This is a genomic window from Novosphingobium sp. BL-S-32 (genome assembly GCF_056857055.1).
On sequence record NZ_CM166476.1, the window covers coordinates 1,232,309 to 1,256,062 of the forward strand.

The following is a 23,754-nucleotide window of genomic DNA, read 5'->3' on the forward strand; positions in this document are numbered from 1 at the left end:
CCGGTTCTGGTCCGCTCATATAGACATTCGCGCCGGGTCTGAAAGACCCGTGCCGCAGGTTCGGTCGGAATGTTACACAAGTCGGAACGAAGAGAGGGCGAAGCGCATGGCGCCCGCCCTCTCCCTATGAGCTAATCGCTGATGCGATGCCTCAGGCCTCGACGGCTTCCTTGGCAGGAACGATGACCGTGCCGCCAACCTTTTCAACCGCTGCAATGGCGCCCTTCGAGGCACCGGCAACGTTGAAGGTGACCTTGTCGGTCAGTTCACCCTTGGCGAGGAGGCGCACGCCGTCCTTGCCGCCACGGGCCAGACCGGCTGCCTTGAGAACGGCGTGATCGACGGTGCCCGAGATGTCGAGCTTGCCGGCTTCGATCGCCTTCTGGATCATGCCGAGGTTCACTTCAGCGTAGTCCTTGGCGAACTTCTTGTTGCTGAAGCCGCGCTTCGGAAGGCGCATGTGGAGCGGCATCTGGCCACCCTCGAAGCCGTTGATCGAAACGCCCGAGCGTGCCTTGGCACCCTTCTGGCCGCGACCGGCAGTCTTGCCCTTGCCCGAACCGATACCACGGCCGACGCGGATGCGACGGTGACGGGCGCCGGCGTTGTCGCGGATGTCATTCAATTTCATAGTCTGCACTCGCTTTCGCTTTAAATCGCGCTTGAAGGAAGGGGCGCCCCATAAGGGAAAGGCGGCGGCCTGTCACCCCCTAATGCGGGAACGCGGCCGAAACCCGCCGATTCGCGGGCCTCGGCGCCTTTGAAACGGCCTTTTCAGGTGCCGCGAAGGCGGATCATCACCTTGCCCTCGCCCGCCACCGGGCGGCCTTCCGAATCGCGCGCCGGCACCCATTCGAGAACATCCCGACCCAGCTTGCAGATATCCGCATCGAACTCGGGCGAGACCGTCTTGGGTTCGAACGCGCAGGAGGTCATCCCGCCGCGCGCATCGATCTTGAAGTGCAGCGTGTGCCGGGTCATCTCGTCCTTGTTGAAGATCTTGCCATAGCGATCGCCAAGCTTGGCCAGCTCCCCATTGAACTCGGCCTTGCTGCCGTCGGCGAGTTGGGCCTCTTCGGCGAGCGCGGCGTAATCGTCCTCGGACACTTTCGGCTTCATCCGCTGGACCATCCCGATCCAGCCCAGCGCGCGGGCAATCTGCATCGGCGAATCGCGGTCGACCAACGCCTGGCACTGCGCGCCGGAGGGGCTGGCCCCGTGCGAGAGCAGGAGGCGCACCGCTTCATCGCGGCGATAGGCCATGGCCCAGGCCAGCGGGGTCATCCCGAACAGGTCCGGCGAATCGATCGAGCTTTTGGGAGCGGGCCTGTTGGTGGACTTTTCGCCCGGCTTGACCGGCGCATTGGCCTGTTCGGCGGCCAGCTTGCGCTGTTCGCGTGCTTCCTCATTCAGCATGCGGCGCAGGGCCGCCACGTTGCCCCTACGGGCCGCATCGGCAAGAGTCGCGCCGGTCTGTAGCGGGCCGAGGTCGGGATAGCCGTAGGCGCGCTTGGGCGCCTCGCTGATCGCGCGCACCACGGCGCCGTGGGCCGAGCCGACGTCCTTGCCCGCCGCATCGGCTTCCTGCGCCTCCAGCGGACGGCAGACGTCGCGGTAAGGATAGGCCGGATCGGCGATCAGTGCCTGATTGAAGGCGCGCGCGAAGGCGACGAGGTTGTCCTCGCGCGTGGCTTCCGGCGCGGCGCTGGCGGTATCGGTCGGCTCGGGCGACGGCTCGCCGTCCTCGCCGTAATACGTGACGACGCGGGCCATGCGCGGATTGAGCCCGCCGCGCAGCGCACAGAGCGCGCCGAACCCGCGCGTATCGATACCCTCCACCGTGACGGCGGCGACGAGCCGGAAATCACCCGCTGCAGCGGCCTTCTGCGCTTCCTCGATGGGATCGGCGCGGCCCTGCGCGATCGCGGCCTTCAGCGCGCGGTCGGCATTGCGGTTGCGTTCGAGCACGGCCGGATCCGCCAGCGGATCGGCGCAGGGAGGCTCCGCCGCCGGGCTCTCTTCGACGTAAGTCTCGTCATCGCCGGTGGCGGTGCCGTCGCAGCCCGAAACGGCGAGCGTGGCAAGAATGAGCGATGAGGCCGCGATGGTCCTGCGAAACAAGGTATCCCCCAGGGAAGTGCAAGGTGCCGAAAGTCGGGCGCGCTTAGCACAGGACTCATCCCCAGGTGGAGATGAACTTGCGCGAACGCACAGCTTTTCGATGGGCGGCCGTCGGCGGGATGACGCCGGAACCGGCCTGAGCAAAGAAAAGGGCCCCGGCGTTTCCGCCGGAGCCCCTTCCTGTTTTCTGGCCAAAGGCCGGTCGATCAGTCGACCACCACAACCATGTGCGGCAGCTTGGCGATCGCACCACGGACTTCCGGGGTGTCTTCGCGCTCGACGACCTTGTGCATCTTGCCGAGGCCAAGACCGATAAGGATCTTCTTCTGGCTCTCGGGGCGACGGATCGGCGAACCGATCTGCTTGATCTTGATCTTCGCCATGATGCTTACTCCACGATGGCTTCAGCAGCGGCTTCAGCCTCTGCTTCGCTGGCGCCACCGCGACCAAGCAGGTCAGAGACCTTCTTGCCGCGACGCTGGGCAACCGACTTCGGCGAAGTCTGGTTGGTCAGCGCGTCGAACGTGGCGCGGATCATGTTGTACGGGTTCGAGGTGCCGACCGACTTGGTCACGACGTCATGGACGCCGAGGCTTTCGAACACGGCGCGCATCGGACCACCGGCGATGATGCCGGTACCGGCAGGCGCCGTACGCACGTTCACCTTGCCGGCGCCGAAGTGGCCCCGACCGTCGTGGTGAAGAGTGCGGCCGTCCTTGAGCGGCACGCGGACCATCTTCTTCTTGGCAGAAGCAGTGGCCTTCGTGATCGCTTCAGGCACTTCGCGAGCCTTGGCATGGCCGAAGCCGACGCGGCCCTTGCCGTCACCAACGACGACCAGTGCTGCGAAACCAAAGCGCTTGCCGCCCTTAACGGTCTTCGAGACGCGGTTGATGTGGACGAGCTTCTCGATGAGCTCCTCGCCCTGTTCCTCGTCGTTGTTGCCACGGCCGCCACGGCGGTCGTCGCGACGGCCACGGCCGCCACGCTCGCCGCGTTCGCCACGGCCACGGCCACGACCACGACCTTCGCGGACTTCCTGGCCTTCAACAGCCGGGACGTCGGTCTGGATTTCGGTGTTTTCGTCAGCCATGATCAGAACTCCAGCCCGCCTTCACGGGCGGCTTCGGCCAGCGCCTTGACGCGGCCATGGAAGAGGAAACCGCCACGGTCGAACACGACCGAGGTGATGCCCGCCTTCTTGGCGGCCTCGGCGAGTTCCTTGCCAACGCGGGTCGCGGCATCCTTGTCGGTGCCCTTGCCGCCAAGGGTATTGGCGGCGGCCAGCGTACGGCCCTGCGCGTCGTCGATGATCTGCGCATAGATGTGACGGCCGGTGCGGTGCACCGACAGGCGAGGACGGCCGCCCGAACGGGCCTTCAGGGCCGTGCGGACGCGCCGGGCGCGGCGCGCGAAAAGAGAAAGCTTGGCCATTACTTCTTCTTCCCTTCCTTGCGGAAGATGAATTCGCCGCGGTACTTGATACCCTTGCCCTTGTAAGGCTCAGGCTTGCGCCAGCGGCGAATTTCGGCCGCGAGTTGGCCGACCTTCTGCTTGTCGATGCCCGAGATTTCGACCGTGGTGTTATCCGGGGTCTTGATCTCGATGCCTTCCGGCACGGCGATGTCAACGTCATGCGAGTAGCCGAGCTGCAGCTTCAGGTTCTTGCCCTGAGCGGCCGCACGGTAGCCGACGCCCTTGATCTCGAGGACCTTGGAGAAGCCGTTGGTAACGCCTTCAACGAGGTTCGAAACGAGGGTACGCTGCATGCCCCAGTGGCTGCGGGCAGCCTTGGTCTGGTTGGCAGGCTGAACGGCGATCGAACCTTCTTCGACCGAGTAGGTCACGAGGTCCGACAGACCCAGAGTCAGGGTGCCCTTGGGGCCCTTCACGCTGAGAACGCCGTTGTCGATGGCGGCAGTGACCCCGCCAGGGATCACAACCGGCTTTTTGCCGATGCGGCTCATTAGAACACCTCCGCCAGCACTTCGCCACCGACGTTGGCAGCGCGCGCTTCGGCATCCGAAAGCACGCCGCGGGGCGTCGAGACGATGGTGATGCCAAGGCCGTTGCGCACAACCGGGAGTTCCTTCGAACCCGAGTAGACGCGGCGGCCAGGCTTGGAGACGCGGGCGATGTGCTTGATAGCAGGCTCGCCCTCGAAATACTTCAGCTCGATGCGCAGCTGCGGGTGGGCACCGGTGGCGTCATCGCTGAAACCACGGATGTAACCTTCACGCTGCAGAACTTCGAGCACGCGCGCACGCAGCTTGCTGGCGGGAGAAAGGACCGAGTCCTTCTTCGCCTGCTGGCCGTTGCGGATGCGGGTGAGCATATCACCCAGGGGATCGGTCATAGCCATTGCTTAGTATCCCTTACCAGCTCGACTTGGTCACGCCGGGGATCATGCCTTTGTTGGCAAGATCGCGCAGCTCGACGCGGCACAGACCGAACTTGCGGTAGTAACCGCGCGGACGACCGGTGGTGGCGCAACGGTTGCGAACCCGGGTCGGGTTGCCGTTACGCGGGATCTCGGCCAGCTTCAGACGGGCGATGAGGCGCTCGGTTTCGTCGAGCGATTCATCATCGGCCACTGCCTTCAGGCGCGCGTACTTGCCTGCATACTTCTTAACGAGCTGCTTGCGGCGCTCGTTCTTGTTCACGGAACTCAGTTTCGCCATGGACTTAAGCTCTCTTGCTCAGCGGCGGCTCACGCCGCCTCCTTCTGTTCCGACACTTCAGCCGGGAACGGGAAACCGAAGAGACGCAGCAGTTCGCGCGCTTCCTCATCGGTCTTGGCGGTGGTGGTGACGATGATGTCCATGCCACGCACCTTCTCGATCTTGTCGTAGCTGATCTCCGGGAAGATGATCTGCTCCTTGAGACCCATCGCGTAGTTGCCGCGGCCGTCGAACGACTTCGGATTCAGACCACGGAAGTCGCGGATGCGGGGCATCGCGATCGTGATGAGGCGATCGAGAAATTCGTACATACGCTCGCGACGCAGGGTCACCTTGCAGCCGATCGGCATGCCTTCGCGCAGCTTGAACTGTGCGATCGACTTGCGGGCCTTGGTGATCACCGGCTTCTGACCAGCGATGGCTTCCATCTCGACAGCGGCGGTCTGGACCTTCTTCTTGTCCTGGCTCGCCTCGCCCACGCCCATGTTGAGCGTGATCTTTTCGATCTTGGGCACTTCCATCGCGTTCTTGTAACCGAACTTCTCGGTCATCGCCTTGACGATCGCGTCGTCATAGCGCGTGCGCATGCGCGGAGTGTAGTTCTCAGCCATCGATGGTCTCCCCGGACTTGACGGCCACGCGGACCTTCTTTCCGTCCTTGGTCTCGAAGCGAACGCGGGTCGGCTTGCCGTCCTTGTCGGCAACGGCGATCTTGCTGATCGCCATCGGTGCCGGAGTGCGCTCGATGCCGCCCTGCGGGTTCTGCTGGGTCGGCTTGCGGTGGCGGGTGGCGACGTTCACGCCTTCAACCACGACCTTGCCGTCCTTGGGCAGGACCTGGAGAACGGTGCCGGTGCGGCCCTTGTCCTTGCCGGACAGGACGACGACGGCGTCACCCTTCTTGATCTTTGCGGCAGCCATTACAGCACCTCCGGAGCAAGCGAGATGATCTTCATGAAGCCCTTGCCGCGAAGCTCGCGCACGACGGGGCCAAAGATACGAGTGCCGATCGGCTCCTCGTTCTTGTTGATCAGCACGGCGGCATTGCCGTCGAAGCGAATCACGCTGCCGTCAGCACGACGGACGTCCTTGCGCGTACGGACAATAACCGCACGATGGACGTCGCCCTTTTTGACGCGGGCGCGGGGCTGCGCTTCCTTAACCGACACCACGATGATGTCGCCAACGCCTGCGAACCGACGCTTAGAGCCGCCCAGCACCTTGATGCACTGGACGCGCTTTGCGCCGCTGTTGTCCGCGACGTCGAGATTGGATTGCATCTGGATCATAGATCCGAGTCCTTCTCAACTGGCTTGCCGGAACCAGTCCGGCAGTTCCTAAAAAGACAGGCCCACGAGGGGCCCGAGTCGCCCCGACGGGCGAAGTGCGGCCCTTTGCCGCATTCACCCGCCTAGGTCAACACTCTTGTCCGGCCGAGAGGCCGAGGTCCTTAGACCTCGGCTTCCAGTGCCGTACCCTTGCTCGCCTGAAGACGGTCAAGAACCTTCCAGGTCTTGGTCTTCGAGTAGGGCTTCGTCTCCTCGATCCGGACGCGTTCGCCGGTCTTGAAGGCGTTGTCTTCGTCGTGAGCGTGGTACTTCTTCGAGCGACGGATGATCTTCCCGTAAAGGGGGTGCTTCACCTTGCGCTCGACCAGTACGGTCACGGTCTTGTCGGTTTTGTCGGAAACGACGGTCCCGATCAGAATACGCTTGGGCATCGTGTTTCCTCCTTAGGCCTTCGCCGCACGCTCAGCCTGGAGCGTTTTGATGCGGGCGATGTCACGACGCACCTGCTGGATGCGCGCAGGCGCTTCGAGCTGGCTGGTCGCGGCCTGGAACCGCAGGTTGAACTGCTCGCGCTTCAGATCGACGAGTTCAGCGGTGAGCTGGTCGTCGGTCTTGGCGCGAAGGTCTTCGATCTTGTTAGCCATGATACGACTTCCTTACTCGCCGCCAAGGTGCGAGGTGTCGCCGAGGCGAGCCACGACCTTGGTCTTGATCGGCAGCTTCATCGCAGCGCGGCTGAAAGCCTCTGCTGCGAGGGGGCCAGCGACGCCGTCCAGTTCGAACAGGATGCGGCCGGGCTTGACGCGGGCCGCCCAGTATTCGACCGAACCCTTGCCCTTACCCTGACGGACTTCAGCAGGCTTCTTCGAAACCGGCACGTCGGGGAAGACGCGGATCCAGAGACGACCCTGGCGCTTGATGTGACGCGTGATCGCGCGGCGAGCCGCTTCGATCTGGCGGGCGGTGATCCGCTCCGGCTCGAGGGCCTTGAGGCCGTACGAGCCGAAGTTCAGGTCGGTGCCACCCTTGGCATCGCCCTTGATGCGGCCCTTGAAGGCCTTGCGGAACTTGGTCTTTTTCGGTTGCAGCATGGTGCTTACTCTACCTCAAGCCTCAGCGCGCGGGTCGCACGCCGGAGGTCTGGGCCTCCATCATAAGACGGTCCTGCGCCATCGGGTCGTGACCAAGGATTTCGCCCTTGAAGATCCAGACCTTGATGCCGATGATGCCATAGGCGGTGAGCGCCTCGGCTTCGGCATAGTCGATGTTGGCACGCAGAGTGTGCAGCGGCACGCGGCCTTCACGGTACCATTCGGTACGCGCGATTTCCGCGCCGCCCAGGCGACCACCGCAGGTGATCTTGATGCCTTCGGCGCCGAGACGAAGAGCCGACTGAACGGCGCGCTTCATGGCACGGCGGAAAGCAACGCGGCGGACCAGCTGGTCGGCGATGCCCTGAGCGACGAGCTTCGAGTCGATTTCCGGCTTGCGGATTTCAACAATGTTCAGCTTCACTTCGCTGCCGGTCATCGTCGCAAGCTGCTTGCGCAGCTTTTCGATGTCCGCACCCTTCTTGCCGATGATAACACCGGGACGGGCTGCGTAGATCGAAATGCGGCACAGCTTGGCCGGACGCTCGATCACCACCTTCGAGATCGCAGCCTGGGGCAGCGCCGAAATGATGAACTTGCGGATCTTGAGGTCTTCCTCAAGAAGCTTGCCGTAGTCCCGGCCTTCCGCGAACCAGCGGCTGTCCCAGGTACGGTTGATCTGCAGACGCAGACCGATCGGATTGCTCTTGTGACCCATGGCTCAGGCCTCCTCGACTTCGCGAACGACGATCCGCAGGCGCGAGAACGGCTTGAGGATCCGGGTGGACTTGCCGCGACCACGAGCGTGGAAACGCTTCATGGTGATCGACTTGCCGACCGACGCCTCGGCGACGACGAGAGCGTCGACGTCGAGGTTGTGGTTGTTTTCCGCATTCGCGATCGCCGAAGCGAGGATCTTGCGGGCGTCCTGGGCCATGGCCTTCTTGGAGAAGGCCAGGATGTTCATCGCGTCCTCGACCTTGCGGCCACGGATGAGGGCGGCGACGAGGTTGAGCTTCTGGGCGGAACCACGAATGGTGGTGCCGACCGCAAGAGCTTCCTTCTCGCCAACGCGGCGGGGTGCTGCCTGCTTGCTCATTAGCGCTTGCCCTTCTTGTCGGCAGCGTGGCCGGGGAACGTGCGCGTGGGCGCGAATTCACCGAGCTTGTGGCCGACCATGTCCTCGTTGACCGAGACAGGGATGAACTTGTGCCCGTTGTAGACCGAGAAGGTCAGACCAACGAACTGCGGAAGGATGGTGGAGCGACGCGACCAGGTCTTGATCGGACCAGCGCGGTTGCCGGCATCCTGCGCGACCTCGGCCTTCTTGAGAAGGTACAGGTCGACGAAGGGGCCTTTCCAGACGGAACGTGCCATCGTGTCTTACCTCTTCTTCTTGGCGTGGCGCGAACGGATGATCATCTTGTCCGTCTGCTTGTTGTTGCGAGTGCGAGCGCCCTTGGTCGGCTTGCCCCACGGAGTGACCGGGTGACGGCCGCCCGAGGTGCGGCCTTCACCACCACCGTGCGGGTGGTCAACCGGGTTCTTGGCAACGCCGCGCGTCAGCGGGCGACGGCCCAGCCAACGGCCGCGACCGGCCTTGGCAAGGGTCTGGTTGGCGTTATCGGGGTTCGACACGGCGCCAACGGTGCCCATGCAATCGCCACGCAGGTAGCGCTGCTCGCCCGAGTTCAGACGAACGATGACCATGCCGCGGTCACGACCGACGACCTGCACATAGGTGCCTGCCGAACGGGCGATCTGGCCGCCCTTGCCGGGCTTCATCTCGACGTTGTGGCAGATCGTGCCGACCGGCATCTGCGACAGGAGCATCGCGTTGCCGGGCTTCACGTCGGTCTTTTCGCCGGCGACGACAACGTCACCAACGGCCAGACGCTGCGGCGCCAGGATGTAGGTCAGCTCGCCGTCGGTGTACTTCACCAGCGCGATGAAGGCGGTGCGGTTGGGATCGTATTCGATCCGCTCCACGGTCGCTTCCATGTCCCACTTACGACGCTTGAAGTCGATGAAGCGGTACTTCTGCTTGTGACCACCGGCGATGCCACGCGAGGTGACATGACCTTTGTTGTTACGACCACCAGTCTTCGACTTGCCTTCGGTCAGAGCCTTGACAGGCTTGCCCTTCCACAGCGACGACTTGTCGACGAGGACCAGGCCGCGGCGTGCGGGGCTGGTCGGGTTATAATGCTTCAGTGCCATCGGATCAGCCCCGTACGCCTTCGGTGATGTCAATCGACTGGCCTTCGGCCAGCGTGACGATCGCCTTCTTCACGTCGCTGCGACGGTAAGGCTTACCGCGCCAGCGCTTGGTCTTGCCCTTCTGGACCAGGGTGTTCACGCCAGTAACCTTGACGTCGAACAGCGCCTCGACGGCAGCCTTGATCTCGGGCTTGGTCGCCTTGTCAGCCACCTTGAACACGACCGCGTTCTGCTCCGAAAGCAGGGTCGACTTCTCGGTGATGTGCGGCGAGAGGATCACGTCGTAGTGACGGATGTCCACGTTGCTCTTAGCCATTGAAACGCGCCTCCAGCTTCTCGACAGCGGCGCGCGTCAGCACCAGCGTATCATGCTTCAGGATGTCGTAGACATTGGCGCCGACAGCCGGGAGCACGTTGACGCCGATGATGTTGCGGGCAGCCAGGGCGAAGCCCTCGTTGACCTGCTCACCGTCCATGACGAGAACCTTCTTGCCGAAGTTCGCCTTGGCGAGCTGACCGGCGAGCGCCTTGGTCTTGGCATCGGAAACGTCGAGCGAGTCGACGATCACGAGACCGTTCTGAGCCTTGGCCGAAAGGGCCATCTTCAGACCGAGAGCGCGGATCTTCTTGTTCAGCGAGACGTTGAACTCGCGGCGACGGGCACCGTGAGCCTTACCACCGCCGATGAACACCGGTGCTGCGCGATCGCCGTGACGAGCGGTACCGCCGCCCTTCTGGCGACCGAACTTCTTGCCGGTGCGCGCGACTTCCGAGCGCTCGCGGGTCGCACGGGCGATGCCGCGACGGTTTTCGAGCTGCCAGGTGACGACGCGGTGCAGGATGTCAGCGCGCGGCTCAAGGCCGAACACGTCGTCCGAAAGCTCGATGTCGGCGTTAGCGGCCGAACCGTCGATATTGAGGACCTGAACCTTCATGATTAGCCCTCCTGGCCTTCGGTCGCTTCGGGAGCCACGGCTTCGGCCGGGGTCACGGCAGCGACCGTATCATTGGTGTTGGCGGCCGACTTGATGCCGGCGGGGTACGGAGCCTCGGCGTGACGGGCAACCTTGACGGCGTCCGAAACGGTGAGCCAGGCGTTCTTCGAACCCGGGACCGAACCCTTCACGAAGATCAGGCCACGCTCGTCGTCCACGCGGACGACTTCGAGGTTCTGCTGGGTGCGCTGACGGTCGCCCATGTGGCCGGCCATCTTCTTGTTCTTGAACACCTTGCCCGGATCCTGACGGTTACCCGTCGAACCGTGCGCACGGTGCGAGATTGAAACACCGTGGGTGGCGCGCATACCGCCGAAGCCCCAGCGCTTCATGGCGCCCTGGAAGCCCTTACCCTGGGTGTGGCCGCCTACGTCGACCAGCTGGCCGGGCACGAAGTGCGAGGCTGCGATCGTGGCGCCAACTTCGAGGAGGGCGTCGTCGGCGACGCGGAATTCCGCGACGCGCATCTTCAGGGGAACCTGAGCCTTGGCGAAGTGTTCGCGCTGCGGCTTGGCAACGTTCTTCTGCTTTGCTTCGCCCGCACCGAGCTGAACCGCGACGTAGCCGTCACGATCAGCAGTACGGACCGAAACCACCTGACAGTCTTCAAGTGCCAGGACAGTGACGGGCACGTGGCGACCGTCCTCCTGGAACAGGCGGGTCATCCCGACTTTCTTGGCGATCACGCCTGTACGCATGACCTTTCTCCTTACAGAGGCGTACGCAGGACCATCCCCCGTACGCGTGTCCAACCCTGTTATGATACGAACCCCGTCCGGGTCAGGTGTTCCCTGCAAACCCGTTATGGGCCGCGGAAACGAGACGGGGGACGCATTCCCGACGCTTCCCGAAGGAGACGGCGGAGGTATCCCTTGTGTCCCCTCGGTTTCCCTTAGGGGCGCTGTCTCTGCAAACTTCCGTTCGCAAAGCCGGCCGCGAAGGCCGACAAGGTAATTTGGATCCGAAGATCCGAATTTCACCTGATCGTTTTAAGTCCGATCAAAAAGACTATCGGGGCAACCTTGGCGGTTGCCCCGTAAACCGGCTTAGGCCAGCTTGATCTCGACGTTCACGCCGGCAGCCAGGTCGAGCTTCATCAGCGCGTCGACGGTAGCTGCGTTCGGCTGCACGATATCAAGCAGACGCTTGTAGGTGCGAACTTCGAACTGCTCACGCGACTTCTTGTCGATGTGCGGACCACGGTTGACCGTGAACTTCTCGATCTTGGTCGGAAGAGGAATGGGCCCACGAATCAGAGCGCCGGTACGGCGGGCCGTGTCAGCGATTTCGCCAGTAGCCTGGTCGAGCACGCGATGGTCAAACGCCTTGAGGCGGATACGGATGTTCTGAGCTTCCATTACCTACTACCGATGAGAAAGAGCCAAAGGGCTTGCGCCCAGTCAAATTCGAACCGCGCCCCTACACGGCGAAGGCGAGTCGGGCAACCCCTGATTTCACGTGGCCCGGCAGGTTTTTTCGAAGGTTGCCGGCGCCGTTCGTCGCATCCGCCCTTCCCTGCCCCCTATCGGCTTCCTACGTTGAGAAGGCGACGCCTAACAGAAGCCGCTCTCAATGCCCTCCATCACCACGACAATTTCGAGCGCGTTTACCGCGTTGACTCTTGCATGCCTGGCACCGGGTGCCCTTGCAGCCGGCGCCCCCGCCTATGCCCACAGCGGAAGCGGCACTCCCATCGACCTCGACGACACCGACGTACTAACCGCCCACGTTGGCATGCCCGACACCTCGGGCAGCCCGGTGGACGACGCCTCCCGTGAAGCCGCCCGCGCCAGCAATGGCGGCAATGAAGGCACGATCGTCGTCTGCTCCCACGGCGCCGACGGCACGGACCAGCGCGTCCCGGCATCGAAGTCGGTAGACGAAAGCACGCGCACGGGCGCAGCCTACCCGCCGGACGTCGGACATCTGCCCGGCTGCCTTGGTCCTTGCATCACCATACCGTTCGGCCGCGTGCCGGAACCGGTCTACTACATCGACCTCAAGTCCATTCCCGAAGCCCCCAAGGGCTCGGATGCATGGAAGATCGGACAGGGTGAGTTGCGAGCGCGGTAAAGACGCCCGTCAGGACTTCGAGCCCTCTCAACGCGAAAAGCCCGGCCTTCCTTGCGGAAGGCCGGGCCAATCACTCTAGCCGAAGCTGAAGATCAGCGAATTACTTCGTGATCTTGGCAACAACGCCCGAACCGACGGTACGGCCGCCTTCGCGAATTGCGAAGCGGAGACCTTCGTCCATGGCGATCGGCGCGATGAGCTTGATCGACAGGGCAATGTTGTCGCCCGGCATGACCATCTCAGTGCCCTCGGGAAGGATCACTTCGCCGGTCACGTCGGTGGTGCGGAAGTAGAACTGCGGACGGTAGTTGGCGAAGAACGGCGTGTGACGGCCGCCTTCGTCCTTCGACAGAACGTAGACTTCTGCGTCGAACTCGGTGTGCGGGGTAACGGTGCCCGGCTTGGCGAGAACCTGACCACGCTCAACGTCGTCGCGCTTCAGACCACGAACCAGCGCGCCGATGTTGTCGCCGGCTTCACCCTGGTCGAGCAGCTTGCGGAACATTTCGACGCCGGTGACGACGGTCTTCTGCGTGTCGCGGATGCCGACGACTTCGACTTCTTCACCAACCTTGACGATGCCGGTTTCGACGCGGCCGGTCACAACCGTACCACGACCCGAGATCGAGAACACGTCTTCGACGGGCATCAGGAACGCCTTGTCGGTGGGACGCGGGGGCTGCGGGATGAACTCGTCAACGGCCTTCATCAGCGCGAGGATCGATTCCTTGCCGATGTTGTCGTCACGGCCTTCAAGAGCGGCCAGAGCCGAACCCTTGACGACGGGGATGTTGTCGCCGTCGAAGTCATACGACGAGAGCAGTTCGCGCACTTCGAGTTCGACGAGCTCGAGGAGCTCTTCGTCATCGACCTGGTCGACCTTGTTCATGTACACGACCAGCTGCGGCACGCCGACCTGGCGGGCGAGCAGGATGTGCTCGCGGGTCTGCGGCATCGGGCCGTCAGCAGCGTTCACAACCAGGATCGCGCCGTCCATCTGGGCAGCACCGGTGATCATGTTCTTCACGTAGTCGGCGTGACCCGGGCAGTCGACGTGCGCGTAGTGACGAGCGTCGGTCTCGTACTCGACGTGTGCGGTCGAGATGGTGATGCCGCGCTCGCGCTCTTCGGGAGCCTTGTCGATGTTTGCGAAGTCAACCGCGGTACCACCGAATGCTTCAGCCATCACCTTGGTGATGGCGGCAGTCAGGGTGGTCTTGCCGTGGTCGACGTGACCGATGGTGCCGATGTTGCAGTGCGGCTTGTTCCGCTCGAATTTTGCCTTCGCCATTGTTCAAACCTTCTTTTCGCTTGAAATAGAATCTGCGGGAAGGACGGCGCCCGCTGAAACAGGCGCCGCCCCTAGAATGATCTTGCCTCTTAGGCAAGCTTCTCCTTGACTTCTGCCGCGACGTTGGCCGGGACTTCGTCGTAGTGGGAGAAGAACATCGAGTAGTTTGCACGGCCCTGGGTGAACGAGCGGAGCTGGTTCACATAGCCGAACATGTTTGCCAGAGGAACCATGGCTTCGACGACCTGGGCGTTGCCCCGGCTGTCGGTACCCTGGATCTGGCCGCGACGGCTGTTCATGTCGCCGATGACGTCGCCGAGGTATTCCTCGGGGGTGACGACTTCAACCTTCATGATCGGCTCAAGCAGCTTGATGCCGGCCTTCTGGGCGACTTCACGCATAGCACCGCGACCGGCGATTTCGAAGGCCAGAGCCGACGAGTCGACGTCGTGGTACGCACCGTCGTAAAGGACGATGTCGAAGTCGATGATCGGGAAGCCGACCAGCGAGCCCGAGGCAGCGGTTTCGCGCATGCCCTTTTCGATCGCGGGGATATATTCCTTCGGAATATTACCGCCCTTGATCTCGTCCTTGAAGTTGATGCCCGCACCGCGCTCGCCCGGCGTGACCTTCACCTTCACGCGGCCGAACTGACCGGTACCGCCCGACTGCTTCTTGTGGGTGTAGTCGATGTCCACCGGCTTCGCGAGGTATTCGCGATAGGCAACCTGCGGAGCGCCGACGTTGGCTTCGACCTTGAACTCGCGACGCATACGGTCGACGATGATGTCCAGGTGAAGTTCGCCCATGCCCTTGATGATCGTCTGGCCCGACTCGTGGTCGGTGGTGACGCGGAACGAGGGATCTTCAGCCGAGAGACGGTTGAGCGCGACGCCCATCTTCTCCTGGTCGGCCTTGGTCTTCGGTTCCACCGACAGCTCGATGACCGGCTCGGGGAATTCCATGCGTTCGAGAACGATCGGCGCCTTTTCCGCGCAGAGCGTGTCGCCCGTGGTGGTTTCCTTCATACCGGCAAGGGCAACGATGTCACCCGCGAAGGATTCGTCGATGTCCTTACGGTCGTTGGCGTGCATTTCGAGAATGCGGCCGACCTTTTCCTTCTTGCCCTTCACCGAGTTCAGGTACGTGCCCTTCGACAGCGTGCCCGAGTAGATGCGGATGAAGGTGAGCGAGCCCACGAAGGGATCGTTCATGACCTTGAAGGCGAGCGCCGAGAACGGAGCTTCGTCCGAAGGCGGACGGCTATCGGGCTCGTCGCTGTCGACCTTGACGCCCTGGACGTCTTCGATGTCGAGCGGCGAAGGCAGGTAGTCGACGACGGCGTCGAGCAGGGGCTGAACGCCCTTGTTCTTGAACGCCGAGCCGCAAACGACCGGAACGAACGAGTGGTTCAGCGTGCCCTTGCGGATCAGCGCCTTGAGGGTCGCGACGTCGGGCTCGGTGCCTTCGAGGTACGCTTCCATGACCGCATCGTCCTGCTCGACAGCAAGTTCGAGCAGCTTTTCGCGGTATTCGGCGGCTTCGTCAGCCAGCTCAGCCGGGATCTCTTCGTAGAAGAATTCGGCGCCGAGCGATTCGTCCTTCCAGATGATCGCACGGTTATGAACCAGGTCGACCAGGCCCTTCAGGTCGGCTTCGAGGCCGATCGGAATGTAGAGCACGGCAGGCGTCGCACCGAGGCGGTCGATGATCGACTGCACGCAGTACTTGAAGTTCGCACCGGTACGGTCGAGCTTGTTGATGAAGCACATGCGCGGAACGCCGTACTTGTCAGCCTGGCGCCACACGGTTTCCGACTGCGGCTCAACGCCGGCAACGCCGTCGAAGCACGCGACCGCACCGTCGAGCACGCGCAGCGAGCGTTCGACTTCGATGGTGAAGTCGACGTGCCCGGGGGTGTCGATGATGTTGATGCGGTATTCTTTGCTCTCGGACGTCCAGAAGCAGGTGGTCGCAGCCGAGGTGATGGTGATGCCGCGTTCCTGCTCCTGCTCCATCCAGTCCATGGTCGCAGCGCCGTCGTGGACTTCGCCGATCTTGTAGGACTTGCCGGTGTAGTAGAGGATTCGCTCGGTAGTGGTGGTCTTACCGGCGTCGATGTGCGCCATAATACCGATGTTACGGTACATATTGAGCGGATGGCTGCGTGCCATGGTGAAAATCCTTAGAAGGAGTTTTGGAGACTGGGACCGACCGTCAGATAGGTCCCCAGCCCCTGAAATAAAAGTGTGACGCCCGGATGACCGCCCGATCCTTCGACAAGCTCAGGAGGAGCGGATATCCGGGGCCACACGCTCACATTACCAGCGGTAGTGCGAGAAGGCGCGGTTCGCGTCCGCCATGCGGTGCGTGTCTTCGCGCTTCTTCACGGCGTTGCCGCGGTTGTTGGCAGCGTCGAGCAGCTCACCCGACAGACGGGCCGCCATGGTGGTTTCCGGACGGTTGCGAGCCGCCGTGATCAGCCAGCGGATGGCCAGAGCCTGGGCGCGCTCGGGGCGCACTTCGACGGGGACCTGGTAGGTCGCACCGCCAACGCGGCGGCTGCGAACTTCGATCTGCGGCTTCACGTTGTTCAGGGCATCGTGGAACAGCTGGATCGGGTCGGTCTTGGCACGGGTTTCCATGGTTTCCATGGCGCCATAGACGATCGATTCGGCGACCGACTTCTTACCGTCGAGCATGAGGTTGTTCATGAACTTCGACAGGACCTGATCACCGAACTTCGGATCAGGCAGGATTTCCCGCTTCTCGGGACGACGACGACGTGACATCGTTGGTATTCCTTGTTCTTTCGGGCGGGAGCGTGAGCATCACCGGCCGGTAAATCCAGTACCGTGCGGCGCAATTACGCCGCGGCCAGCTTACTTCGGACGCTTGGCGCCGTACTTCGAGCGGCTCTGCTTGCGATCCTTGACGCCCTGCGTGTCGAGCACGCCGCGCAGGATGTGGTAGCGAACGCCGGGAAGGTCGCGGACGCGGCCGCCGCGGATGAGCACAACCGAGTGCTCCTGCAGGTTGTGGCCTTCACCCGGGATGTACGAAATGACTTCGCGGCTGTTGGTCAGGCGCACCTTGGCGACCTTGCGGAGAGCCGAGTTCGGCTTCTTCGGGGTCGTGGTGTAAACGCGGGTGCAGACGCCACGCTTCTGGGGGTTCTGCTCCATCGCAGGGACCTTGGACTTGGCCTTCTGCGGTTCGCGGCCCTTGCGGACCAGCTGGTTGATAGTGGGCATCTATACTCTTCTTTCAAATGGGAGTGCGATGGATCCGGGCCGGGGCAAAAGCACCGGCACGAACCCTTCGCACCCGGATCAAGGGCCCGGAGCATCTGAAAGGAGAGTGCAGGAAGGGTCACGCCGTAACGGTATTTCCGGAAACCGCATCGTCATCCCGGCAAAAACCGGGGTCGCTGTCGGTTCAGGCCCACCCATCGGCGGGGACCGTCACACGTGAGCCGAAAAACACTCCACCCGGCCAGAATGCACCGGATTACTTTGCCATGAGCTTCCCGGAAAAAGGCCCTGCCCGACTCGGCGCAAGGTCATCCCGAATGGGAGCGATCCGCAGCCAAAGCCGCGCGAAAGTCCCGGAAATGCTGACATGGCAATGTTCAGCTCTATGTCGTTTCCTGCGAGAGAACCCGCAGAAGATGGGCGCCCTTACGGGATTTGGGCGGCGCAATCAAGTCCTGCGACGCGGGGGTTTGCCTCCGCCACCCCCAGAGGTTTCCCCGTACATCCCTAGGGATCTCCCCGATAGGCCGCCAAAGGGCGATCATGCAGCCTCCGCGCGGTGCAGTCAGAGGGGAGCGCATGCTCCGGCCTCGTAACCTGGAAGTGGAGCCTAGAGATGGCCGACAAAAAGCCGAACATCCTCATCCTGTGGGGGGACGACATCGGTCAGTCCAACCTCAGCATCTTCACCAAGGGCATGATGGGCTACAAGACGCCCAACATCGACAGTATCGCCGAACAGGGAATGCTGTTCACCGATTATTATGCCGAACAGAGCTGCACCGCAGGGCGCGCCAGCTTCATCATGGGCCAGAACGGCCTTCGCACCGGCCTGACCAAGGTCGGCATGCCCGGTGCCAAGGAAGGCATGCAGGCCGTAAACCCGACCATCGCGCGCGTGCTCAAGTCCGCAGGCTACGCGACCGGGCAATTCGGCAAGAACCACCTCGGCGACCGCGACGAACACCTGCCGACCATGCATGGTTTCGACGAGTTCTACGGTAACCTCTACCACCTCAATGCGGAGGAAGAGCCCGAGAACCCGGACTATCCCAAGCCGGAGGATTTCCCGAATTTCCGCAAGAAATTCGGCCCGCGCGGCGTGCTGCATTGCCATGCCGACGGCAAGGGCGGGCAAAAGATCGAGGATACCGGCCCACTGACCAAGCTGCGGATGCAGACCATCGACGACGAAGTGGTTGAAAAGGCCAGCGCCTTCATCCGCAAGACGGTGGAATCGGGTGAACCGTTCTTCGTGTGGTTCAACACCACCCACATGCACTTCCGCACCCACGTGAAGCCGGAAAGTCGCGGTCAGGCCGGTCGCTGGCAGAGCGAATACCACGACGTGATGATCGACCATGACAAGGCGATCGGCGTGATGCTGGGCCTGCTCGACGAACTGGGCATCGCCGACAATACCTTTGTCATGTACTCGACCGACAACGGCCCACACTGCAATTCGTGGCCGGATGCCGGCACCACGCCGTTCCGTTCGGAAAAGAACACCAGTTGGGAAGGTGCCTACCGCGTGCCCGCAATGGTTCGCTGGCCGGGCAAGATTCCCGCAGGATCGATCTCGAACGACATCGTCTCGCACCTTGACTGGCTGCCGACTTTCGCGGCCATGGCCGGTATCGAAGACGTCGCCGGGAAGCTCAAGAAGGGCTGTGAACTCGATGGTCACAAGTTCAAGGTCCACCTCGACGGTTACGACCTTGGCGGGCATTTGACCAAGGGCGAGAAGTCCCCGCGTCCGGGCTTCATCTACTGGACCGACGAAGGCGGCGTGGCAGCGCTCCGGGTGGACAACTGGAAGGCGGTGTTCATGGAGCAGCGCTGCCAGGGCACGCTGCAGATCTGGGGCGAACCGTTCGTCACGGGCCGCATTCCCAAGCTCTTCAACCTGCGGACCGACCCTTACGAATTCGCCGATATTACGTCGAACACCTATTGGGACTGGTATCTCGACCGCGCGTTCATCCTTGTGCCGATGCAGGGGATCATCGCAGACTTCCTGAGCACGCTGAAGGAATTCCCGCCAAGCCAGAAGGCAGGAACCTTCAATCTCGACAAGGTGCTCGATACCATGACCCAGGCGGCATCCGGCAGCGCCTGACACGCCAGAGCATCCGAAATCCGGCCGGGCCTCCGCCAGCGTGGAGGTCCGGCCAGCCTGTATCTGGTCCGCACGAGGCTGGAACGGATGGGGATGGAAGTGAAGGCATGGAAGCGGAGCGATCTCAATACGTGACGGTGATCGTCAGCGTATCGGCATAGCTGCCCACCGAAACGTTCTGGAGCGCCGGAATGCGGCCGTAGGCCGTCGCGCTGGAACTGAAGGCGAGCAGTCCGTTGAGCTGCACTTGCACGGTCGAGGTGCCCGCCGTGCCGTCTCCCCACACCGTGGTATGAGCCGAGTTCGCGAAGATGTTGTAATAGAGCAGGTTCGTGCCCGCAGCCATGCGCCGCGCGGTGGCATTGCCGGAAGCACCGGCACTGAGCGCGATGTCGGCGGTGCTGAGGATGCTGGCGACGCTGGTGCAGTTGATGGTGACAGTGGCGTTCACGTCCTGCGGCGCGGGGGCGGTCTGGTCGTAGTTTCCGAAAGCCATGGCCGTCGTGCTCACGGTGCAGGAGCAGAGGCAGAGCGCCTGCGCGGGCTCAGGCGGAAGGATCAGCGCGCAGAGCGCGACGGCCACGGGGAGGTAACGGAGCGTCATTTGCCCAAGATCCCGGATTCGGTCTGGCAGACGGCGGCGATCGGGTGGACGAGGACATCGGCGGGCACCGCCTCTCCCAGATGCACGACGCAAGTGCCGCCCTGCCCCTTCGCGATGCGCAGGCGCGTGTGGGGGATGAAGTCTTCGAGGTACAGTTCGCCGTCGTGGCCAATGACGGTATGCGTGGCGGTGGCGGCTTGCACGGTAACGTCGAGCCCGGCGGGGAGCGGATTTCCGGCAACGTTGGTCACACGCAGCCGCGCGGGATGCGCGTTGCGGTGGCCGAAAGTGACGCGCACGGCCTTGCCCCAGCCCGGCGTCACGGCCTGTTCGACATCGCCGAGAGAGACCTCGATCGGGATGTTCGCGGGATCGATGGACACGCGGTTGGCCACATAGGGAACCAGCCCGGTGACGAGGACGTTGCCGCTCCTTCCCGCCGCCGACGCCATCGGTATCGGAACCCAGCGACCAGACGAGATCGGGCTGCGCTTCCGCCGCTGCGCGGAACACCGGAACGCTGATCCGCAGCAGTGTACGGATGCCGCCGGGTCGGGAAGTGGAGCCCGGGGCCGCGTCCGGCCGGGGCAGTTCGTCCAACACCAGCCGCCAGCTCTGCTCGGCGACGCCCGAGGACGTTCGGGGCGCGGATGGCGGCATGCCGCACCGGACCAGCCGCTCTTCCCGGGCTCCCAGTGTCACGATCGTCGGATTGACCTGAAACGCCGCGTCCTCGGCCAGCACGTCCTCGCGGTTCGCATCCTTCGACCAGCGATAGCCCCGCACTTGCACGGAGACCGGCGTGTCCTCGTCATTGGAGACCGTCAGCCCGCAGAAACAGGCGTTCTCCGGAACCTCCACCCGGATCGGCATGACCCGCAGACTTCCCGCCGCCACCGGCGCCGCCCCGGCCATTGCCATCGGGGCCAGCAGCCAGAGGCCGGTCGCCCGCATCAATAGTTGACCGTGACCGTGACCGTATCGGTGTAACTCCCCGCAGGCACGTTCTGGAGCGCGGGTATCCGCCCGTAGACGGTGAGCGCCGCTGCCGTCGTGGTGGCGGTGGCGGTGGCCGGCGTATCGGTTCCCGGCGTGTTTCCCCAATTGTTGGTGTGGCCGGAATCGCGATAGAGCGCGTAGTTCAGCGCGTTGGTGCTCAACAGCATCTGCCGCGTGGTCACGGTGGCGCCGCTGGTGCCCCCGGCATTGAGCCCGACGGTATAGCTGGTGCCGGTCGTGCAGTTGACGGTGATCGTGCTGGTCCCATCGGTGGGCGTACCGGACAGCGGATTGTAGTTGCCGAAAGCCAATGCCGTTGCGGTAACCGTGCAGGAGGGCAGGACCGTGGCGGTGACGGCAAACGTGGTCGTCGCGGTCGCCGCTTCGGCAGCCTGGGGTGATGCGAAAACGAATGCGGTTACCGCGAGCGCAAGGGATCCGGTCTTGCAAAGGTTTGCGTAAAACCGCTTCCGACGCGTGGCGAATTGAAAGGCAAGGTTTTCCATGCCTTCGAGTCTCATTGATAATCCTTGATATTGGCTAGCCAGAGACCCACGTGTTTCTACGTAGTTTCCTGTGCTCCTGAAGCTTGCACGGTTAAGAACCCGTCGCCTTGCGCCAAGGGGCACACACCGCCCGCGCCGCGAAATATGGGACGGGTCGTGGACGGTTCCGGAGGCGCAGCCGATCGCGTGATAGGGCATGGCGTCGTCATGCAGGCGCTGCCCGCTGCGGCTAACTTCGCGGCGCTCGTAATAGCGGCTCGGCGCGTCTGGCGAATGTTCGGATGTGCGGGAGAGCCGCCATGGCTCTCCCCATCCCGGTTGCCGCTCATCCCCCTCACCCCGCTCATCCTGAGCCTGTCGAAGGATGTTGGATCAGCGCCACGCCGCCAGGGGCTTCGACAAGCTCAGCCTGAGCGGATTTGAAGAGTGAGCGGATTTGAAGGGCCGGAATTGCGGGGAAGCAGGCGTACCTTGGTGTGAATCATGTTCCGAAAACAGGAAGGCCTTGCTTGAACCAAGCGCGCTTTATCTTACCCTCTTCAACTTCATAGATGCCGATGACGTCGAGCTTCGCTCGGCCCTGCGGAAAGTTGCGTGTGACGATTTCCCGGTCCACGACCATGCCACCGACGGCAACGCGACCTAGCAGGCGAGCAAATAAATCCGGCTCGTTGAAGCGCTCAATGTGTCGGGCGCGGATCTGTTCGGAACCTTTAGCGATGCTCTCTGACGGCCATGCAAAAACCTCCGCATCGCTTGCCCAGAAAGACATGAATTCATCGATGTCGCGTGCATTGTAAGCATCGAGCTGGCGACCTACGACTTTCGCTTCCTCACTTGATTGAGCATCGATTTCCAACGTGAACCTCCTTGCCGGCACCGAGGCCGAGCGGGCGGGGTCCATGCGTCAAGCGGTGAAACTTCGCAACATTGGCATGCCAGAAACGCTGGCGTAAGCGGACGTGGCGCTTACGCACCTCGCGGCGATTGACTTCCCTGCGCGTCGTGAGCCTCGCGGCCCTCCCGCTTGCGGGAAGGCAGAGTTGCGTGCCCTCTCATGGTTGCGCTGGAACTCCCCTCCCGCAAGCGGGAGGGGTTGGGGGTGGTTTTCCCCCTCAGTCGATATCCAGCAGCCTCGGTGCGCCCATGCCGTCCATGAAGTTGGCAAGGTTGCGGTGGAGGTTGATGACCTTCTGTTCCTGATGCGGATTGGGCAGCGGGCCGCGGAAGCCGGAGGACTTCATGCCCTTCTGCACGAACTGCATGTTCGAGAAGTCCTGCGCCAGAACCGAGCCCCATTTCTCACCGATCGGATCGGCATAGACCCATTCCGTCTCCGGCTCCTCGCCTTCGGGGAAGCGTTCGAGGGCGTAGCTTTCGAACACGCACTTGTCGGGGTCATTGCCATAAGGGCGCACACGGTAGCAGAGCGCGAAAGTCTCGCCATGGAGGATGTTCTGGTTGGGGAACAGGCCCCAGGCCAGCCCACTCTCCTTCTTGATCTCTGGCGGGACTTCCGGCCAGGTCACACCACGCGCGGCGTCGTCGGCCTTGGCGCTTTTCAGCCAGTGGGCGATGATCTCACCCGGCGTGGCGGTTTCGGGAAGCTCGTCCACCAGACGGCTGGCGGCGTTGACCAGCGTTTCGGTGGAGGCGGAGTAGTTCACCGTCTCATAGTTTTCGCGGATCAGTTCGTAAGTCGAGACGCGCGCATCGTCGCCCTTGCCGGCGCGGGTGGTGCCGGCGCTCTCGCTCATCTGGAACTTGCTGTCGCGCGTGTCGTAGCTGGAGACCGAGTGCAGGCCGTACTGCTTGGACAGCGCGTAATAGTCGCCATAGGCCAAGAGCTGCGTGTGCGTGCCGGCCACGTGGTAGGGTTCCAGGAACGCCTCGATCGCGGTCTTCCAGTTGCAGTCGTAGATCGCCCACTGGCGCCACTTGTAGTGCATGCCGGCAAGGTCGAAGTGGTCGAGGATCTCCCCCGCGCGGCCCATCCATTCGGACAGCGGCACCGCATCGGGATCCATGGTGATGTAGATGTAGCCGCCCCAGGTATCGACCTGCACTTCGGACAGGCAGGTCATTTCCGGCGTCAGCTTGTTGTGCCAGTCCTGCGGGTCGAGGATGTAGGTGTTTTCACCGTCGAGGTTGAACGTCCAGCCGTGGAAGCCGCAGATGAAGCTCTTGCGGTTGTTGCCGCGCACGTCGTGGACCTTGCCCGGCAGCATGTCCGGCACCGAAACGAGCTGGCGGCCGCGATGCGGGCAGACGTTGTGGAAGGCCTTGAGCGAACCATCGTCCTTGCGCAGCACGATGATCGATTCGTCGGCGACATTGTAGGTCAGCCAGTCGCCGGGGTTCGGCAGGTCTGTCTCGCGCTCGACCATTTGCCAGATCTTCGGCCAGAGCAGGGTCTTTTCCGCCTGAAGGTAATCCTTCGAAAGGAAGGCCGTGGTCGGATACGTGGCGAGGCGTTCCTCGTCCATGTCCTGTGCGGTCAGTGTGGCCGTC

At 62.9% G+C, this 23,754-nt stretch carries 34 protein-coding genes and 1 pseudogene; 3 read left to right on the forward strand and 32 right to left on the reverse strand.

All coding sequences use genetic code 11. The features are described from left to right. Positions 1–151: 151 nt before the first annotated feature. The 22 genes from rplO to rpsJ form a co-directional block, all read right to left on the reverse strand. On the reverse strand, positions 152–631 hold the full coding sequence (gene rplO, locus AC1VVK_RS05640; protein WP_132386833.1) for a 50S ribosomal protein L15: 480 nt from the start codon (positions 629–631) through the stop codon (positions 152–154). Between the two features lie 143 nt (positions 632–774). Next, complete coding sequence (locus tag AC1VVK_RS05645; protein WP_482904713.1) at positions 775–2,121, reverse strand: hypothetical protein; 1,347 nt, start codon at positions 2,119–2,121, stop codon at positions 775–777. 206 nt (positions 2,122–2,327) lie between these two features. Next, positions 2,328–2,504, reverse strand: a complete 177-nt coding sequence (gene rpmD, locus AC1VVK_RS05650; protein WP_132386837.1) for a 50S ribosomal protein L30 — start codon at positions 2,502–2,504, stop codon at positions 2,328–2,330. Positions 2,505–2,509: 5 nt separating this feature from the next. Continuing rightward, positions 2,510–3,214, reverse strand: coding sequence for a 30S ribosomal protein S5 (gene rpsE / locus AC1VVK_RS05655; RefSeq protein ID WP_132386839.1), 705 nt, complete (start codon positions 3,212–3,214; stop codon positions 2,510–2,512). A gap of 2 nt (positions 3,215–3,216) precedes the next feature. After that, a complete protein-coding gene (rplR, locus tag AC1VVK_RS05660) occupies positions 3,217–3,555 on the reverse strand; it encodes a 50S ribosomal protein L18 (protein WP_132386841.1) in 339 nt (112 codons plus the stop codon). Beyond that, positions 3,555–4,088 carry a 50S ribosomal protein L6 gene (gene rplF / locus AC1VVK_RS05665; RefSeq protein WP_132386843.1) on the reverse strand — a complete coding sequence of 178 codons (534 nt, stop codon included), beginning with the start codon at positions 4,086–4,088 and terminating at the stop codon, positions 3,555–3,557. The genes rplR and rplF overlap by 1 nt, the downstream gene beginning before the upstream one ends. Further along, on the reverse strand, positions 4,088–4,483 hold the full coding sequence (rpsH, locus tag AC1VVK_RS05670) for a 30S ribosomal protein S8 (RefSeq protein WP_132386845.1): 396 nt from the start codon (positions 4,481–4,483) through the stop codon (positions 4,088–4,090). Before rpsH ends, rplF begins: the two co-directional genes overlap by 1 nt. Before the next feature lie 13 nt (positions 4,484–4,496). Continuing rightward, on the reverse strand, positions 4,497–4,802 hold the full coding sequence (gene rpsN, locus AC1VVK_RS05675; RefSeq protein ID WP_132263811.1) for a 30S ribosomal protein S14: 306 nt from the start codon (positions 4,800–4,802) through the stop codon (positions 4,497–4,499). Positions 4,803–4,831: 29 nt separating this feature from the next. After that, entirely contained in the window at positions 4,832–5,413 is a 582-nt protein-coding gene (gene rplE / locus AC1VVK_RS05680; RefSeq protein ID WP_132386847.1) for a 50S ribosomal protein L5, read from the reverse strand. Next, positions 5,406–5,723, reverse strand: coding sequence for a 50S ribosomal protein L24 (gene rplX / locus AC1VVK_RS05685; protein ID WP_132386849.1), 318 nt, complete (start codon positions 5,721–5,723; stop codon positions 5,406–5,408). Before rplX ends, rplE begins: the two co-directional genes overlap by 8 nt. Then, positions 5,723–6,091: a 50S ribosomal protein L14 gene (gene rplN, locus AC1VVK_RS05690; protein WP_132386851.1), complete on the reverse strand. Its 369-nt coding sequence runs from the start codon at positions 6,089–6,091 to the stop codon at positions 5,723–5,725. The genes rplX and rplN overlap by 1 nt, the downstream gene beginning before the upstream one ends. 161 nt (positions 6,092–6,252) lie before the next feature. Beyond that, positions 6,253–6,522, reverse strand: coding sequence for a 30S ribosomal protein S17 (gene rpsQ, locus AC1VVK_RS05695; protein ID WP_054440320.1), 270 nt, complete (start codon positions 6,520–6,522; stop codon positions 6,253–6,255). A gap of 12 nt (positions 6,523–6,534) precedes the next feature. Then, the gene (rpmC, locus tag AC1VVK_RS05700; protein WP_132386853.1) at positions 6,535–6,735 is read right to left on the reverse strand and encodes a 50S ribosomal protein L29; all 201 of its coding nucleotides are present in this window, start codon (positions 6,733–6,735) and stop codon (positions 6,535–6,537) included. A gap of 12 nt (positions 6,736–6,747) precedes the next feature. Continuing rightward, positions 6,748–7,182 (reverse strand): 50S ribosomal protein L16, encoded by a 435-nt coding sequence (gene rplP / locus AC1VVK_RS05705; RefSeq protein ID WP_021233439.1) that lies wholly within the window; start codon positions 7,180–7,182, stop codon positions 6,748–6,750. A 22-nt stretch (positions 7,183–7,204) separates the two neighbouring features. Then, entirely contained in the window at positions 7,205–7,900 is a 696-nt protein-coding gene (rpsC, locus tag AC1VVK_RS05710; protein ID WP_132386854.1) for a 30S ribosomal protein S3, read from the reverse strand. A 3-nt stretch (positions 7,901–7,903) separates the two neighbouring features. Next, on the reverse strand, positions 7,904–8,281 hold the full coding sequence (rplV, locus tag AC1VVK_RS05715; RefSeq protein ID WP_132386855.1) for a 50S ribosomal protein L22: 378 nt from the start codon (positions 8,279–8,281) through the stop codon (positions 7,904–7,906). Next, complete coding sequence (gene rpsS, locus AC1VVK_RS05720; RefSeq protein ID WP_054440312.1) at positions 8,281–8,559, reverse strand: 30S ribosomal protein S19; 279 nt, start codon at positions 8,557–8,559, stop codon at positions 8,281–8,283. Before rpsS ends, rplV begins: the two co-directional genes overlap by 1 nt. A 6-nt stretch (positions 8,560–8,565) precedes the next feature. Next, positions 8,566–9,402: a 50S ribosomal protein L2 gene (gene rplB / locus AC1VVK_RS05725; protein ID WP_132386856.1), complete on the reverse strand. Its 837-nt coding sequence runs from the start codon at positions 9,400–9,402 to the stop codon at positions 8,566–8,568. Between the two features lie 4 nt (positions 9,403–9,406). Further along, positions 9,407–9,718: a 50S ribosomal protein L23 gene (locus tag AC1VVK_RS05730; protein ID WP_132386857.1), complete on the reverse strand. Its 312-nt coding sequence runs from the start codon at positions 9,716–9,718 to the stop codon at positions 9,407–9,409. Beyond that, the gene (gene rplD, locus AC1VVK_RS05735) at positions 9,711–10,337 is read right to left on the reverse strand and encodes a 50S ribosomal protein L4 (RefSeq protein WP_132386858.1); all 627 of its coding nucleotides are present in this window, start codon (positions 10,335–10,337) and stop codon (positions 9,711–9,713) included. The genes AC1VVK_RS05730 and rplD overlap by 8 nt, the downstream gene beginning before the upstream one ends. A gap of 2 nt (positions 10,338–10,339) precedes the next feature. After that, the gene (gene rplC / locus AC1VVK_RS05740) at positions 10,340–11,095 is read right to left on the reverse strand and encodes a 50S ribosomal protein L3 (RefSeq protein WP_482904714.1); all 756 of its coding nucleotides are present in this window, start codon (positions 11,093–11,095) and stop codon (positions 10,340–10,342) included. A 348-nt stretch (positions 11,096–11,443) separates the two neighbouring features. Continuing rightward, positions 11,444–11,755: a 30S ribosomal protein S10 gene (gene rpsJ / locus AC1VVK_RS05745; protein ID WP_007011873.1), complete on the reverse strand. Its 312-nt coding sequence runs from the start codon at positions 11,753–11,755 to the stop codon at positions 11,444–11,446. A gap of 256 nt (positions 11,756–12,011) precedes the next feature. Here rpsJ and AC1VVK_RS05750 point away from each other — a divergent pair, with 256 nt between their 5' ends. Next, positions 12,012–12,470 (forward strand): hypothetical protein, encoded by a 459-nt coding sequence (locus tag AC1VVK_RS05750; protein ID WP_482904715.1) that lies wholly within the window; start codon positions 12,012–12,014, stop codon positions 12,468–12,470. Positions 12,471–12,570: 100 nt separating this feature from the next. On the opposite strand, the gene tuf is transcribed toward AC1VVK_RS05750, so the two are convergent. From tuf to rpsL, 4 genes are all read right to left on the reverse strand, one after another. Then, positions 12,571–13,761, reverse strand: a complete 1,191-nt coding sequence (gene tuf, locus AC1VVK_RS05755) for an elongation factor Tu (protein WP_132386863.1) — start codon at positions 13,759–13,761, stop codon at positions 12,571–12,573. 89 nt (positions 13,762–13,850) lie between these two features. After that, the gene (gene fusA, locus AC1VVK_RS05760; RefSeq protein ID WP_132386865.1) at positions 13,851–15,935 is read right to left on the reverse strand and encodes an elongation factor G; all 2,085 of its coding nucleotides are present in this window, start codon (positions 15,933–15,935) and stop codon (positions 13,851–13,853) included. Positions 15,936–16,082: 147 nt separating this feature from the next. Then, entirely contained in the window at positions 16,083–16,553 is a 471-nt protein-coding gene (gene rpsG, locus AC1VVK_RS05765; RefSeq protein WP_132386867.1) for a 30S ribosomal protein S7, read from the reverse strand. A 90-nt stretch (positions 16,554–16,643) separates the two neighbouring features. Beyond that, positions 16,644–17,015: a 30S ribosomal protein S12 gene (gene rpsL, locus AC1VVK_RS05770; protein WP_007011879.1), complete on the reverse strand. Its 372-nt coding sequence runs from the start codon at positions 17,013–17,015 to the stop codon at positions 16,644–16,646. A 616-nt stretch (positions 17,016–17,631) separates the two neighbouring features. Here rpsL and AC1VVK_RS05775 point away from each other — a divergent pair. Then, positions 17,632–19,134, forward strand: a complete 1,503-nt coding sequence (locus tag AC1VVK_RS05775) for an arylsulfatase (RefSeq protein ID WP_132386869.1) — start codon at positions 17,632–17,634, stop codon at positions 19,132–19,134. Positions 19,135–19,258: 124 nt separating this feature from the next. Here the strand turns inward: AC1VVK_RS05775 and AC1VVK_RS05780 are convergent, their stop codons facing one another. From AC1VVK_RS05780 to AC1VVK_RS05790, 3 genes and pseudogenes are all read right to left on the reverse strand, one after another. Next, positions 19,259–19,738, reverse strand: coding sequence for a Csu type fimbrial protein (locus AC1VVK_RS05780; RefSeq protein WP_482905123.1), 480 nt, complete (start codon positions 19,736–19,738; stop codon positions 19,259–19,261). Continuing rightward, a complete protein-coding gene (locus AC1VVK_RS05785) occupies positions 19,735–20,190 on the reverse strand; it encodes a FimD/PapC C-terminal domain-containing protein (RefSeq protein WP_482904716.1) in 456 nt (151 codons plus the stop codon). Before AC1VVK_RS05785 ends, AC1VVK_RS05780 begins: the two co-directional genes overlap by 4 nt. 115 nt (positions 20,191–20,305) lie before the next feature. After that, positions 20,306–20,611, reverse strand: a pseudogene (locus AC1VVK_RS05790) (fimbria/pilus periplasmic chaperone); the annotation flags it as partial. On the opposite strand from AC1VVK_RS05790, the gene AC1VVK_RS05795 reads away from it, so the two are divergent. Then, positions 20,541–20,702, forward strand: coding sequence for a hypothetical protein (locus AC1VVK_RS05795; protein WP_482904717.1), 162 nt, complete (start codon positions 20,541–20,543; stop codon positions 20,700–20,702). The pseudogene AC1VVK_RS05790 and the gene AC1VVK_RS05795 sit on opposite strands and share 71 nt — an antisense overlap. Here AC1VVK_RS05795 and AC1VVK_RS05800 read toward each other — a convergent pair. The 3 genes from AC1VVK_RS05800 to AC1VVK_RS05810 form a co-directional block, all read right to left on the reverse strand. Beyond that, the gene (locus AC1VVK_RS05800; protein WP_482904718.1) at positions 20,692–21,258 is read right to left on the reverse strand and encodes a Csu type fimbrial protein; all 567 of its coding nucleotides are present in this window, start codon (positions 21,256–21,258) and stop codon (positions 20,692–20,694) included. The two genes, AC1VVK_RS05795 and AC1VVK_RS05800, sit on opposite strands and share 11 nt — an antisense overlap. Positions 21,259–21,724: 466 nt before the next feature. After that, positions 21,725–22,102 (reverse strand): nuclear transport factor 2 family protein, encoded by a 378-nt coding sequence (locus AC1VVK_RS05805; protein ID WP_482904719.1) that lies wholly within the window; start codon positions 22,100–22,102, stop codon positions 21,725–21,727. Between the two features lie 256 nt (positions 22,103–22,358). Next, a complete protein-coding gene (locus AC1VVK_RS05810; protein ID WP_482905124.1) occupies positions 22,359–23,729 on the reverse strand; it encodes an aromatic ring-hydroxylating oxygenase subunit alpha in 1,371 nt (456 codons plus the stop codon). Positions 23,730–23,754 lie beyond the last annotated feature (25 nt).

What these genes read in the sequence shown, in the direction of transcription:
- rplO (WP_132386833.1), bottom strand. Translation starts at nt 631, where the DNA reads ATGAAATTGAATGACATCCGCGACAACGCCGGCGCCCGTCACCGTCGC.
- rpmD (WP_132386837.1), bottom strand. Translation starts at nt 2,504, where the DNA reads ATGGCGAAGATCAAGATCAAGCAGATCGGTTCGCCGATCCGTCGCCCC.
- rpsE (WP_132386839.1), bottom strand. Translation starts at nt 3,214, where the DNA reads ATGGCTGACGAAAACACCGAAATCCAGACCGACGTCCCGGCTGTTGAA.
- rplR (WP_132386841.1), bottom strand. Translation starts at nt 3,555, where the DNA reads ATGGCCAAGCTTTCTCTTTTCGCGCGCCGCGCCCGGCGCGTCCGCACG.
- rplF (WP_132386843.1), bottom strand. Translation starts at nt 4,088, where the DNA reads ATGAGCCGCATCGGCAAAAAGCCGGTTGTGATCCCTGGCGGGGTCACT.
- rpsH (WP_132386845.1), bottom strand. Translation starts at nt 4,483, where the DNA reads ATGGCTATGACCGATCCCCTGGGTGATATGCTCACCCGCATCCGCAAC.
- rpsN (WP_132263811.1), bottom strand. Translation starts at nt 4,802, where the DNA reads ATGGCGAAACTGAGTTCCGTGAACAAGAACGAGCGCCGCAAGCAGCTC.
- rplE (WP_132386847.1), bottom strand. Translation starts at nt 5,413, where the DNA reads ATGGCTGAGAACTACACTCCGCGCATGCGCACGCGCTATGACGACGCG.
- rplX (WP_132386849.1), bottom strand. Translation starts at nt 5,723, where the DNA reads ATGGCTGCCGCAAAGATCAAGAAGGGTGACGCCGTCGTCGTCCTGTCC.
- rplN (WP_132386851.1), bottom strand. Translation starts at nt 6,091, where the DNA reads ATGATCCAGATGCAATCCAATCTCGACGTCGCGGACAACAGCGGCGCA.
- rpsQ (WP_054440320.1), bottom strand. Translation starts at nt 6,522, where the DNA reads ATGCCCAAGCGTATTCTGATCGGGACCGTCGTTTCCGACAAAACCGAC.
- rpmC (WP_132386853.1), bottom strand. Translation starts at nt 6,735, where the DNA reads ATGGCTAACAAGATCGAAGACCTTCGCGCCAAGACCGACGACCAGCTC.
- rplP (WP_021233439.1), bottom strand. Translation starts at nt 7,182, where the DNA reads ATGCTGCAACCGAAAAAGACCAAGTTCCGCAAGGCCTTCAAGGGCCGC.
- rpsC (WP_132386854.1), bottom strand. Translation starts at nt 7,900, where the DNA reads ATGGGTCACAAGAGCAATCCGATCGGTCTGCGTCTGCAGATCAACCGT.
- rplV (WP_132386855.1), bottom strand. Translation starts at nt 8,281, where the DNA reads ATGAGCAAGCAGGCAGCACCCCGCCGCGTTGGCGAGAAGGAAGCTCTT.
- rpsS (WP_054440312.1), bottom strand. Translation starts at nt 8,559, where the DNA reads ATGGCACGTTCCGTCTGGAAAGGCCCCTTCGTCGACCTGTACCTTCTC.
- rplB (WP_132386856.1), bottom strand. Translation starts at nt 9,402, where the DNA reads ATGGCACTGAAGCATTATAACCCGACCAGCCCCGCACGCCGCGGCCTG.
- AC1VVK_RS05730 (WP_132386857.1), bottom strand. Translation starts at nt 9,718, where the DNA reads ATGGCTAAGAGCAACGTGGACATCCGTCACTACGACGTGATCCTCTCG.
- rplD (WP_132386858.1), bottom strand. Translation starts at nt 10,337, where the DNA reads ATGAAGGTTCAGGTCCTCAATATCGACGGTTCGGCCGCTAACGCCGAC.
- rplC (WP_482904714.1), bottom strand. Translation starts at nt 11,095, where the DNA reads ATGCGTACAGGCGTGATCGCCAAGAAAGTCGGGATGACCCGCCTGTTC.
- rpsJ (WP_007011873.1), bottom strand. Translation starts at nt 11,755, where the DNA reads ATGGAAGCTCAGAACATCCGTATCCGCCTCAAGGCGTTTGACCATCGC.
- tuf (WP_132386863.1), bottom strand. Translation starts at nt 13,761, where the DNA reads ATGGCGAAGGCAAAATTCGAGCGGAACAAGCCGCACTGCAACATCGGC.
- fusA (WP_132386865.1), bottom strand. Translation starts at nt 15,935, where the DNA reads ATGGCACGCAGCCATCCGCTCAATATGTACCGTAACATCGGTATTATG.
- rpsG (WP_132386867.1), bottom strand. Translation starts at nt 16,553, where the DNA reads ATGTCACGTCGTCGTCGTCCCGAGAAGCGGGAAATCCTGCCTGATCCG.
- rpsL (WP_007011879.1), bottom strand. Translation starts at nt 17,015, where the DNA reads ATGCCCACTATCAACCAGCTGGTCCGCAAGGGCCGCGAACCGCAGAAG.
- AC1VVK_RS05775 (WP_132386869.1), top strand. Translation starts at nt 17,632, where the DNA reads ATGGCCGACAAAAAGCCGAACATCCTCATCCTGTGGGGGGACGACATC.
- AC1VVK_RS05780 (WP_482905123.1), bottom strand. Translation starts at nt 19,738, where the DNA reads ATGACGCTCCGTTACCTCCCCGTGGCCGTCGCGCTCTGCGCGCTGATC.
- AC1VVK_RS05785 (WP_482904716.1), bottom strand. Translation starts at nt 20,190, where the DNA reads ATGGCGTCGGCGGCGGGAAGGAGCGGCAACGTCCTCGTCACCGGGCTG.
- AC1VVK_RS05800 (WP_482904718.1), bottom strand. Translation starts at nt 21,258, where the DNA reads ATGAGACTCGAAGGCATGGAAAACCTTGCCTTTCAATTCGCCACGCGT.
- AC1VVK_RS05810 (WP_482905124.1), bottom strand. Translation starts at nt 23,729, where the DNA reads ATGGACGAGGAACGCCTCGCCACGTATCCGACCACGGCCTTCCTTTCG.